The organism is Paenibacillus sp. FSL P2-0121 (assembly GCF_037975345.1).
GTDB lineage: Bacteria > Bacillota > Bacilli > Paenibacillales > Paenibacillaceae > Paenibacillus_AQ > Paenibacillus_AQ odorifer.
Genome location: NZ_CP150245.1, coordinates 6,488,380 through 6,500,739, shown reverse-complemented (window position 1 = coordinate 6,500,739; position 12,360 = coordinate 6,488,380). Strand labels below are relative to the sequence as shown.

11 protein-coding genes are annotated in these 12,360 nt (G+C 45.3%); all 11 read left to right on the top strand.

Translation table 11 applies throughout. The features are described 5' to 3' along the window. Window positions 1-25 precede the first annotated feature (25 nt). Window positions 26-424, top strand: a complete 399-nt coding sequence (gene fliS / locus MKY54_RS28750; RefSeq protein WP_339188742.1) for a flagellar export chaperone FliS — start codon at window positions 26-28, stop codon at window positions 422-424. Next, the gene (locus MKY54_RS28745) at window positions 417-752 is read left to right on the top strand and encodes a flagellar protein FliT (protein ID WP_076123873.1); all 336 of its coding nucleotides are present in this window, start codon (window positions 417-419) and stop codon (window positions 750-752) included. The genes fliS and MKY54_RS28745 overlap by 8 nt, the downstream gene beginning before the upstream one ends. Before the next feature lie 234 nt (window positions 753-986). Beyond that, window positions 987-1,184, top strand: a complete 198-nt coding sequence (locus MKY54_RS28740; RefSeq protein WP_019915069.1) for a cold shock domain-containing protein — start codon at window positions 987-989, stop codon at window positions 1,182-1,184. Between the two features lie 317 nt (window positions 1,185-1,501). After that, a complete protein-coding gene (locus tag MKY54_RS28735) occupies window positions 1,502-2,938 on the top strand; it encodes an S-layer homology domain-containing protein (RefSeq protein WP_339188739.1) in 1,437 nt (478 codons plus the stop codon). 229 nt (window positions 2,939-3,167) lie between these two features. Next, window positions 3,168-3,716: a ribosome-associated translation inhibitor RaiA gene (raiA, locus tag MKY54_RS28730; protein ID WP_036678506.1), complete on the top strand. Its 549-nt coding sequence runs from the start codon at window positions 3,168-3,170 to the stop codon at window positions 3,714-3,716. Between the two features lie 269 nt (window positions 3,717-3,985). Continuing rightward, window positions 3,986-6,493 (top strand): preprotein translocase subunit SecA, encoded by a 2,508-nt coding sequence (secA, locus tag MKY54_RS28725; RefSeq protein WP_339188736.1) that lies wholly within the window; start codon window positions 3,986-3,988, stop codon window positions 6,491-6,493. 365 nt (window positions 6,494-6,858) lie between these two features. Then, a protein-coding gene (gene prfB / locus MKY54_RS28720; protein ID WP_139330096.1) for a peptide chain release factor 2 occupies window positions 6,859-7,972 on the top strand; the annotation gives its coding sequence in 2 pieces (ribosomal slippage) (window positions 6,859-6,930 and window positions 6,932-7,972; 1,113 coding nt in all). Between the two features lie 102 nt (window positions 7,973-8,074). Next, entirely contained in the window at window positions 8,075-8,959 is an 885-nt protein-coding gene (locus MKY54_RS28715; RefSeq protein WP_036678511.1) for a YitT family protein, read from the top strand. 183 nt (window positions 8,960-9,142) lie between these two features. Beyond that, the gene (gene argC / locus MKY54_RS28710; protein WP_217696596.1) at window positions 9,143-10,192 is read left to right on the top strand and encodes an N-acetyl-gamma-glutamyl-phosphate reductase; all 1,050 of its coding nucleotides are present in this window, start codon (window positions 9,143-9,145) and stop codon (window positions 10,190-10,192) included. A 20-nt stretch (window positions 10,193-10,212) separates the two neighbouring features. Continuing rightward, on the top strand, window positions 10,213-11,445 hold the full coding sequence (gene argJ, locus MKY54_RS28705; protein ID WP_339188734.1) for a bifunctional ornithine acetyltransferase/N-acetylglutamate synthase: 1,233 nt from the start codon (window positions 10,213-10,215) through the stop codon (window positions 11,443-11,445). Between the two features lie 41 nt (window positions 11,446-11,486). Next, the gene (gene argB / locus MKY54_RS28700) at window positions 11,487-12,317 is read left to right on the top strand and encodes an acetylglutamate kinase (RefSeq protein WP_339188732.1); all 831 of its coding nucleotides are present in this window, start codon (window positions 11,487-11,489) and stop codon (window positions 12,315-12,317) included. Window positions 12,318-12,360 lie beyond the last annotated feature (43 nt).

Here is a 12,360-nt window from a genome sequence, read left to right as displayed (position 1 = left end):
TTATAAAATATAGAGGGTGAGATTATTGATTACATCTCCATATGAGAAATACCGCCAGTCTTCTGTCCAAACCTCTACCCCTGTGCAGTTGGTCATTATGTTGTATGACGGTGCAATTCGTTTTGTAAGAACAGCGATTGACGGTCTCAGTAAACAGGACTATGAGAAGACAAGTCTTAATTTTGGCAAAGCACAATCTATAGTAAGTGAGTTAATGAGTACATTAGATTATTCATATGAGATATCTAACAACCTCTATTCACTTTATGAATATACAAATTATCTTTTAGTTGAAGCAAACATTCGTAAAAGTCCAGATAAAGCTGAAGAGGCTCTTGTTTATCTAACCGACCTTCGGGAAACTTGGCTACAAGCATCGAAGATCGCTGTGGGTCAGGGACAGGCTGATAGTGCTCATGGATGAATTAATCCGGAGTTTGGATCAACTCACCCGGGAGATCGAAGAGCGTCTTCAAGAGACCACCTATGAGGAGTTGGAGGCTTTTGTGGACGAGCGCCAGAAACTTGTCGATTCAATTGCAGAAGAAGCCAAAATTTGTCGAGCAACGCCTGCACAAAAGCAAGAAATTAATCGAATTTTGGAACATGATAATGTGATCTTAGATAGAATGAACGCTCTTCGCTTCGAAGCTCAAGACTGGCTGCAGAAGCGGAATCAGGCCAAAACACAACGCAACGCCTACGAGGCCGCCTACACCCCAGACAGTTTCCTTATGGATCGCAAAAAATAATTTATCAGTGTTTCACTATAGGAGTAGACGGGTATTAAATACCGTCTGCTCCTTTTTTTGATCATTGTACCGAATCTATTTCTTGTTTATGGAAAATTTAATAGTTTATTTTACGTGGTAAATTATTGAATGTAAACATTTTCTTTTCCAATTGACAATAAAGAAGTTACGGTGGTATAGTCGAATTGTGAGCAAGACTCACGTTCATCTGATGACGAAGGGAATGTTTAATCAATGGAAGGTAAAGTAAAATGGTTTAACGCAGAAAAAGGTTATGGTTTTATCGAGACTGCAGACGGTGGCGACGTATTCGTACACTTTTCCGCGATTCAAACTGATGGTTTCAAGACATTGGATGAAGGTCAATCCGTAGAATTCGATATCGTTGAAGGTGCACGTGGACCACAAGCAGCTAACGTAATCAAATTATAATCATCCGGCGAAGCCGAACTACATATAAGTAGATGGTTAGCAATTTAGACAGCGCTAGCAGGGATCTTGGAATCTTCCAAGATCCTTTTTTTGTGCGTTCATATGTGTCTAGTATAGCCAATCCTAGTAAAGAAAATAGCCTATTTTGTAAATTCATTTTATGGAAAATGTTAGAACTCTGCAAAAGGTGGGTAATAGATATACGTTGAGCTGTTTATCTTACCTCGACACACACTATGTTAGCCTAGGTTACTACATTCACGAAGAAATTCAATATAGCCTAAGCTATCAAAACAATTAGGAGGGTGATTAGCAGGATGAAGAAGATGTGGCGCGGTCTTATGACCGGAATATTAGGTACTAGTATGTTATTGGGGTCTCTCGGCAGCGTATCTGCTGCAACTGTACCTAAGGATATTCAAGGCCACTGGGCACAAGGTCAGCTGCAGGAATGGCTAGATAGAGGTTACCTTGGAGGCTACCCAGATGGAACGGTGAAACCAAACAAAGCAATTACGCGTGGTGAGTATGTGACTATGGTAAATCGCCTGTTAGGGTTTACAACTAAAGCAACAGTAACTTTCAAAGACATGAAGAGCACAAACTGGAATTACAGTGAAGTGGCTAAAGCTGTGGAAGCTGGATATATCGGAGGATACGAGGATAATACGTTCCGTCCTAATAATCCGCTTACAAGAGAAGAAGCAGCTGTAATTACTGCAAAATTACTTAAATTGAGCACCAATACAACTTCGAACAAATTTAAAGACAATGCACAAATTGCAGCATGGGCAAAAGGTGCTGTAGCAGCCGCAGTGGAAAAGAAGATTGTTAACGGTTATCCAGATGGAACCTTTGGTCCTAAGAGATCGTTAACACGTGCCGAGGCTGTAGGTATTATCAATACTTCAGCTATTTATTATCCTGGTAGTGGCACAGGTGGTGGTGTAACACCTACACCAACTCCAACGGCGACTCCGACACCAACAGCTACACCAACCCCAACTGCTGCTCCAGGTGGTAGTACGGGCGGAGGTTCTGGTGGTGGTAACGGTGACGGCGGAAGTAGCACAGCGCCAACAGTAAGTGGGGCAACCTACGGTAATGTTGGTTCGGTCACAGCGGATGTATACCTGACACCTTCCGTAACTGGTGCAGTATACTATGTTGTAGCTCCTTATAATGCTGATGTAACTGCTCCAACTGCATTGCAGGTGGAAAAAGGGCAAATTAGTAACGGGACTGCAAGTGGTATCCATGGTAGTGTTGCGACTGTAGCTAACACAACGGTTACATTCTCTGTTTACGGATTGAATCCTGGTACAGAATATGCAACATATATCACGCTGGCGGATGCAGCTGGTAACTTGTCTACTGTAACGACAGTTCGGTTGACTACTGCTCAAGCTACTGCTAGCTCGATTTCGCTTTTTGAGCCGGGACAAGTTAGTACAGTTACAGCAGATGTATATGTTAAATATGGTGTGACAGGTGGCACTACAACCCCAGTTAGATATGTAGTATTGCCAGCAAATGATAAGGCACCTACTGCAGCACAGATTGCTTTAGGTCAAAATGGTAGCGGTACTGCATTGGCTGCTCCATGGACTAACACGCTTACGTTTGCTCCTGGTGTAAAGCATACACAGACTTTAACTGGTTTAGCAGCAAATACTGCCTATAAGGTATATGTTATTGCAGGATCGGGTTCTCAATGGTCTCCTGTAGAAATCATTCAAATTCATACCAAATAGCCTGACCTTATGTGATTTCATTCGGAGAATATAAGAGTGGAATCCGTACTATAATAACGACAGGTTTACTTTTGGTCCGGTAGGGCGATTGGTTGCTCTTACCGGACTTGTTTTATTTGTGAACGCTATGACAACATTTGTTATCTAAATGTAAGGGCTGTAAGGAATTGCTTTTTACTTAGCGCTTACAATTTGGTATAATGAAGGTGTAACTAAAGGAGGAGTGGCCATGCAATTCACCATTCGAGGTCAACAAATTGACGTGACCGACGCTTTGAGAGAGTATGTTGATAAGAAGCTCAGCAAACTTGAGAAGTATTTCGAAGCACCCCCTACCTCTGAAGGGTCTGTGACGCTTGGCGTAGTTCGCGGCCTTCATACGGTGGAAGTAACCATTCCGCTTGCTGGCGTGACGCTTCGTGCGGAAGATCGCAGCGATGACATGTATGCTTCCATAGACGCCGTTGTGGACAAGCTGGAACGCCAAATTCGCAAACACAAAACGAAGCTGAACCGTAAGTTCCGTCAAGAGGGACTCAAGACGCTGTTTGTGGATGGAGCTAGTGCCGCTGTTGCTGTAGAAGAACAAGATTATGATGATTTAGAAGTGGTTAGGAACAAACGCTTTACGATGAAGCCGATGGATGTGGAAGAAGCGATTCTGCAAATGAACATGGTAGGACATAATTTCTTTGTGTTTTCCAATATCGACACCTCGGAAGTTAGCGTAGTTTACAAACGTGATGATGGTAAATATGGACTGATTGAACAGGGCTAAGATACAATGATGCCAGTTATGCTCTAAGTATAAAGGGCCTCGAGAGTTAGTCAGAACCTAGGAAATTTAAACCGAGCCCCTATTCGCTTATAGCGAATAGGGCTCTTGTGCGTATATATGAAAAATGTGGCTGTTACACCTTGTATTGCGGCATCTCTTACAAACTGTTACAATTTATGAAGCAGCGGAATCGAATTTATAAATGGCCCTTTCAATTTTGTGAGGATGGGCTCGGTTCCACCATCTGTGTTGCATGAAAGGGGTTAACCATGCTAGGACTTGTAAAGAAAATATTCGGAGACACAAACGATCGTGACGTTAAACGTCTCATGAAGACAGTCGATGTAATTAATGGATTGGAGCCGGAATTTGTAGCACTATCCGATGAAGCTTTAAAAGCTAAGACGGAAGAGTTCCGCGCCCGTATTGAGAAAGGCGAAACCTTGGAAGAAATTCTTCCTGAGGCGTTTGCAACCGTACGTGAAGCTTCCAAACGGACGCTTGGCATGCGGCATTTTGATGTACAGTTAATTGGTGGTATGGCCCTGCATGAAGGCCGAATCTCCGAGATGAAGACTGGTGAAGGTAAGACTCTAGTAGGAACATTGCCAGTGTACTTAAATGCTTTGCTTGGTAAAGGCGTACACGTAGTAACGGTCAATGACTATTTGGCTCAGCGCGACAGCGCACAAATGGCACAAATCTATAACTTCCTGGGCATGACGGTTGGGGTTAACCTAAGCGGTATGGACCATGCTGATAAACAAGATGCTTACGCCTGCGATATTACGTATGGCACGAACAACGAATTTGGTTTCGATTATTTGCGTGACAACATGGTGCTTTATAAAGAACAAATGGTTCAGCGCCCTCTTTATTTCTGTATTATTGATGAAGTGGACTCCATTCTTATTGATGAAGCACGTACACCTCTTATCATTTCCGGACAAGCTGAGAAGTCTACTGAATTGTACTTTGCAGCAGACCGTTTTGTGAAAAAGCTTAAAGCTGAAGAAGACTACACAGTTGATATCAAAGTGAAGTCCGTAGCCTTGACTGAAAAAGGTGTAGCTACTGCTGAACGCGCTTTTGGTATTGAGAACTTGTATGATCACAGTCATGTAACCTTGAATCACCATATCGTCCAAGCCCTGAAAGCAAACGTAATTATGCGTCGTGACGTAGACTACGTTGTTAACGAGGGTGAGGTCGTTATTGTTGATGAATTTACAGGACGTTTAATGTCAGGCCGTCGTTATAGTGACGGTTTGCACCAAGCGATTGAAGCGAAGGAAGAAATCGAAGTACAGAATGAGAGCATGACGCTTGCTACGATTACTTTCCAGAACTATTTCCGTATGTATCGCAAATTGGGCGGTATGACAGGTACAGCTAAAACTGAGGAAGAAGAGTTCAAGAAGATTTATGGTCTTGAAGTTCTTCAAGTCCCTACGAATAAACCGAATCAGCGCATAGATATGCCGGATGTTGTCTACAAGAGTGAGAACGGTAAGTTCAACGCTGTTGTGGCAGAAATTGTAGAGCGTCACAAAAAGAACCAACCTGTACTTGTGGGTACAGTGTCGATTGAGAATTCAGAGCTCGTATCTGAAATGCTGAAGCGCAAAGGCGTTAGACACCAAGTGCTTAACGCGAAACATCACGCTGCGGAAGCTGAAATCATTACACATGCAGGTCAGCCAGGTACAGTTACGATTGCTACCAACATGGCTGGTCGTGGTACGGACATCGTTCTGGGCGAAGGTGTGACAGATCTTGGTGGTCTGCATATCATTGGTACAGAGCGTCATGAATCGCGCCGGATTGATAACCAGCTGCGTGGTCGTGCGGGTCGTCAAGGAGACCCAGGTTCTACACAATTCTACTTGTCCCTTGGGGATGAGTTGATGAAGCGTTTCGGCGCTGACAACGTTTTGAGTATGATGGATCGCCTTGGGTTTGAGGAAGATCAGCCGATTGAGAGCCGCATGATTACGCGTGCTGTGGAATCTGCTCAGAAACGTGTTGAAGGTAATAACTTTGATATTCGTAAAGTCGTATTGCAATATGATGACGTGATGAATCAACAGCGTGAAATTATTTATAAACAACGCCGTGAGATTCAGGAGTCTGAAAATATCAAAGATATCGTACTTGAAATGATCAAGCCGGTTATTGAACGTATTGTTCACGCACACTGCAGTGACGATATTCCTGAGAACTGGGAGCTGCAAGAAGTTGCTGATTACGTAAACAGCAAGCTGCTTGAAGAAGGTGCTTTGACTCGTGATATTCTGTGGGGCAAGGAAGCAGAAGAGATCATTGAGTACATCTTCGAACGTGTACTTGAGAAATATGCTGCTCGTGAAGAACGTCTGGGTTCAGAATTGGTACGTGAATTCGAGAAGGTAATTGTGCTGCGCTCCGTGGACAGCAAGTGGATGGATCATATCGATGCGATGGATCAATTGCGTCAAGGGATTCACCTACGTGCTTACGGTGGTACAGATCCACTTCGCGAGTATCAATTCGAAGGATTCGAAATGTTTAATACTATGACGGCTACGATTCAAGAAGAAGTAGCTACTTATATTATGAAGGCTCACATCGAGACAAATCAGGAGCGTCAATCCGTTGTAGAGGAAAATAAAATTTCCACTAACAGCGAACCTGCTGAGAAACGTCCGGTACATGTTGAGGCGGCAGCTGGTCGTAATGATCTTTGCCCTTGCGGAAGCGGCAAGAAGTACAAGAACTGCCACGGTCAAAACGCATAAGACAAACGTTTAGTAGCGCTCATATTCAGGTGTTGAAGATGTAAGTCTTTAGCCCTGATCTCTATGGGTATACTAACCATAAAGAGCGGCTGGGCCCGGGGGTATCCCCCGTTTACGGCCCAGTCGCTTTTTTGGATATTTAGCACTTGAGTGAATGTGGAATGGAGAGAAGGTTTGGAACTGGAGAAACGGAGTGTTCGCCTTTGTTTCGGGATTCCAACACCTATGCGGTTATCAATTCAAGGAATCTGGAAACAACAGCGATCGGAAGTCCAATCCTTCTCGGAATGGCTGAACATTCACTCATTACTAACTTTCCAATAGTGAAGACCGTAACAACCTATTTTGAAAGGTGAAGTGACCATATGATTGAAGCTAATGTAAAGCAGGATCTGCGTGAAATAGGCAAGAAACTAACTGACCTTAGGGGGTCTCTTTGACTTAGATCTTAAGCAAGAGATGATCTCGAACTTTGAAGAAAAAATGGCTGCTCCAGGCTTCTGGGATAATCCAGAGCAGGCACAGAGCGTGATCGGCGAGATGAATGCCGTGAAATCGTCCGTGGATCAATACGAGAAGCTGCAACAAGAATACGACGATGCTGCGATGATGGCGGAGCTTGCGGATGAAGAGGGCGATGAAGGTCTTGCGGCAGAGATTGGGGAGACGATCAGCAGTTTAGGCAGTAAAGTGGATGAATTCGAGCTGCAATTGCTACTTAACCAGCCGTATGACAAGCTGAATGCTATTCTTGAGCTCCATCCGGGTGCGGGCGGTACGGAATCCCAAGACTGGGGCCAGATGCTGCTGCGGATGTATACCCGTTGGGCTGAAAAACGTGGATTCAAGGTTGAGGTGCTGGACTACTTACCGGGTGATGAAGCGGGAATCAAGAGTGTCACATTACTTATTAAAGGCTTCAACGCCTACGGATATCTGAAAGCTGAAAAAGGTGTACATCGGCTAGTACGGATTTCTCCGTTTGACTCTTCGGGCAGACGGCATACCTCTTTTGTATCCTGTGATGTCGTTCCGGAAATTGCCGATGATGTAGAAGTTGAAATTCGTACTGAGGATTTGAAGATCGATACGTATCGGGCGAGCGGCGCGGGTGGACAGCATATTAATACCACAGACTCTGCGGTGCGGATTACCCACTTACCTACGGGTGTGGTGGTAACCTGTCAGAACGAACGTTCACAGATCAAAAACCGCGAGCAAGCAATGAAGATGCTGCGTTCCAAGTTGTATGAGCGTAAACTGCAAGAACAGCAACAGCATTTGGATGAGATTCGCGGCGAGCAATCCGATATTGCTTGGGGCAGTCAGATCCGTTCCTATGTATTCCATCCGTATAACATGGTTAAGGATCACCGTACTTCCGTGGAAACGGGGAATGTGGGTTCTGTGATGGACGGAGATATTGATGTATTCATTGATGGTTACCTGCGTAGCCAGATCAAGATTGAGGCAGAATAAAAGAGAAAGTTTCGGGGGAAACGGATACCATTCATGGATTAGGATGGGATGGCCGTTTCTTCTTTCGTAGAGCAAGATGACACTTTAAGGAGAGCCTTTGAAATGCAAAAAGTCAATTCACGTAATAAACCCCCACTGATTCCTCTGAATGGGCCACTCCGACATGTGGTGGATACGATGTTAATTTTGCTCGGATCGCTAGTTACAGCGCTGGGGTTTAATCTTTTTTTTCTGCCTAATCATATTGCTTCTGGTGGTGTATCCGGTCTGTCGGTATTGGCTGAAGCTTGGTTTGGGGCTGAGCCGGCATTTACGCAATGGGCGCTTAATATTCCGTTGTTTGTACTCGGGGTAATCTTCTTGGGTAAACAATACGGAGTTCGCTCGCTGCTTGGGAGCTTTGTGTTGCCGCTCTTTATCTTGTTGACAAAAGATTTGCCTGCACCTACCACCAATCCACTCTTAGCCTCCATTTATGGCGGTATCTGTGTGGGGGTGGGGTTAGGTCTTGTGTTCCGCGGACGGGGCTCGACAGGTGGACTTACTATTTTGGCGCAGATTATTCAAAAGATATCCGGTCTCAGCTTCTCGATTTCTGTAGTGCTGCTGGACGGGACGGTCATTGTGCTGGCTGCTTTTATACTCGGTATGGAACAAGCACTGTATGCACTGATCGGTCTGTTTGTTACAGGTAAGGCCATTAATGCGATAGAGGTAGGCTTCCGTTATACAAAGGTGGCTTACATAATCTCGGACAAGACGGAAGAAATATCTGAGGCGATTTTGAATGATCTGGATCGGGGTCTGACGAAGCTGGATGCACATGGCGGTTATACTGGTGATGAGCGTACGGTGCTAATGGTTGTAGTAGGTCAGAATGAGGTTTCCAGATTAAAAGCGATTGTTCAATCGGTAGATACTAGTGCTTTTGTGATTATCACTGAGGCGCATGAGGTGCTGGGTGAAGGCTTTAAAAGAGAAGTGTAATTTCTCCTAAAGGAGAAGCTATGCTTCTCTTTTTTTGTAAATAGAATTATATTTAGGAATAAAGAAAGTTAACACTATGTGTTGTATTTATATTAATTGAGTCGTATAATAATACATATTTCTAAGACGGTATGCATTATATTATTTATTATAATTCATGATAAGCAGGAAGTGGGGATGACAGTGGAGGGCAAGCTGAGAGCGGCGATTGTTGGATCAACGGGTTATGGGGGCGTAGAGCTGATTCGGCTGCTACAAAGTCATCCTAAGGTAGAGATTACTTCGGTAATTTCCTCATCAAGCGCAGGGGATGCTATAGAGGAAGGTTTTCCGCATTTGACGGGCATCATTGATCGAAGGCTGGATGGCGTTGACCCGGCTCAAATGGCTGAGCGGGCGGATGTGGTATTTACGGCAACGCCGTCGGGTGTGAGCGCAAAGCTGGTGCCGCAGCTGCTGGAAGCTGGACTTAAGGTCGTGGATCTGTCCGGTGATTTCCGATTGAAGGATGGTGCAGAGTATGAGCACTGGTATAAACATCCCGCTCCGGCTGATGAATATCTAGAGCAGGCTGTATACGGACTTTGCGAGGTGTTTGGAGAGCGTGCGGCAGGGGTTGATTTTATATCTAATCCAGGCTGTTATCCTACAGCTACACTTCTTGGACTAATTCCTGCAATTCAGGCAGGTTGGATTAAGCACGACAGTATTATTATTGATGCGAAATCAGGAGTTACTGGAGCAGGACGCGGAACAAGCCTGATGGTACATTATGCAGAGATTAATGAGAACTTTAAAGCTTATAAAATCAATAAGCATCAACATATACCAGAAATTGAGCAGACACTCACAGAGGTTGCTGGAGAAAAGGTAACGGTAACGTTCACCACACATCTCGTGCCGATGAGCCGGGGAATTATGAGTACGATGTATGCAGGGATGACGGACAATTATACGGAGCAGGATTTTGTGAATTTGTACCGCGAATATTATGCGGGCCGGCCATATGTGCGGGTGCGTGATGTAGGTGTGATTCCGGCGACAAAAGAAGTTAGCGGCTCTAATTATTGTGATATCGGATTTGCAACAGATGCTCGTACAGGGCGGGTGACCATAGTCTCCGTCATTGATAATGTTGTAAAAGGTGCGGCAGGGCAGGCAATACAGAACCTTAATTTGATGATGGGATGGGAGGAAACCCTTGGCCTCGGCTACACACCTGTGTATCCATAAGGATCAGCGGTACAAATAATATGAGCGAGATTGAGTTATTTACCACCTTGGAGGGTGGAAGCATCACTTCACCTAAGGGTTTTAAGTCCGGAGGATTGCATTGTGGATTAAAAAAAACAGATCGCAACGATCTCGGAGTGATTCTGTGTGAAGTTCCGGCAACGGCTGCGGCCGTGTATACGACGAATGTTTTTCAGGCGGCTCCGCTGAAAGTGACTCGGGAAAGCCTTTCGAACGGAGTATTGCAGGCGGTTATCGTGAACAGCGGGAATGCCAATGCCTGCACAGGCGAACAAGGTGAAGCAGATGCTTATGAGATGCGCGCTGCTGCGGCTCAGCATTTAGGTGTGGCCGTTAATGATGTGGCTGTTGCTTCGACTGGAGTTATCGGTGAACTGTTGAAGATGGACTGCGTACGTAGCGGAATTACTGCAATACCAGAGAAGCTGGACGGAGGAGCTATTGGCGCGGAGGAATTCTGCCAAGCTATACTTACCACTGATTTAGTTAAAAAAGAGATCGCCGTGAAGGTGCTCGTTGGCGGTGTAGAAGTTACAATTGCCGGAGCTGCAAAGGGCTCAGGGATGATCCATCCTAACATGGCTACCATGCTTGGCTTTATGACCACGGATGCTGATATTGCAGCGGAGGATTTACTTAGTCTTTTAAGTTCAGCTACGAATGTTACTTTTAATATGATTACAGTCGATGGAGATACTAGCACCAATGATATGTTAGTGTCGATGGCGAGTGGGCTTGCCGGTAATGAGAAGCTGACACGACTGCATCCGGATTGGGACGCTTTTGCTGCTGGATTCACGTATGTCTGCCAGACGCTTGCCAAAGCGATTGCTCGTGATGGCGAAGGTGCAACTCACCTGATTGAGGTTCAAGTGAATGGTGCTGTTCATGATGAGGCGGCGGCAGCGATTGCCAAAACAGTGGTTGGTTCTAGTCTAGTGAAATCTGCTATTTTTGGAGCGGATGCGAACTGGGGACGGATTATTGCTGCGGTTGGACGCGCGGGTGTTCCGGTATCGCCGGAGCATGTGAACATTTCGTTAGGGGATATTGAGGTGCTTTTGCACTCGAAGCCAGTTGCTTTTGACGAGGAAAAGGCTTTGGCCTATTTGCAAAAAAGTGAAACTGTGCTGATCACTGTAGATCTGCATGATGGAAGCGGAAAAGCAACGGCTTGGGGCTGTGACCTAACTTACGATTATGTGCGTATTAACGCCGCATATCGCACTTGATTTATGGCGTGTTAAGCCCATAAGGGAAGGATATCGATTATATGACGCTAAATAGCGAGCTTGAACTTATAGATGCTTTAGATGGTAGTGGATTGTTTGTAATGAAATGCGGCGGCAGTACGCTTGCGGCTCTACCTGAATCTTTTTTTGAGGATTTGCGAGATTTGCAGGAGGAGGGCATTCAGCCAGTAATTGTTCATGGTGGAGGGCCAGCCATTTCCGAGAATCTAGCGAAACTGGGCATTGAAAGCAGCTTTGTGAATGGCCTGCGAGTAACCACCGAGGAAGTACTAGATGTTGTAGAGATGACGCTGGCAGGAAGTATAAACAAGGCGATTGTCCGGCGAATTCAAGGGAGCGGTGGTCTAGCTCTGGGGCTTTCGGGCATCGATGGCAATATGATTATTGCTAAACCAGTGGCGAACAGCGCCGAAGTAGGTTTGGTAGGAGAAGTAACGGAAGTTAAGGCTGAGATCATAACTGGTATTGTTGGGATGGGTTATATTCCTGTCATTGCACCTATCGGAGTAGATGCAGCAGGTCAGCGCTACAATATTAACGCAGATACGGCAGCAGGGGCAGTTGCTTCCTATGTGGAGTCTCCCAAAATGATTGTCGTCACAGATGTTCCAGGCATCATGAGTACAGTGGAAGGTGAAAAGATTGCGCTTCCCTCCGTTACTGTACAGGAAATCGAAGCCTTGATCGAAAGTGGGGAAATCTACGGTGGCATGATCCCCAAAGTGCGGGCAGCTATCGATTGCATTCAGGGCAGCGTATCAGAGGTTATCATTGTGGATGGAAAAGAACCGCGGGTGCTTAGTCGAGTCCTGCAAGGTGAAGCGATAGGTACACGTATTATTCGTTCGTAGAATCATAGATGAATACAAATTAGAGGCGCAGCCTGTTCACAGG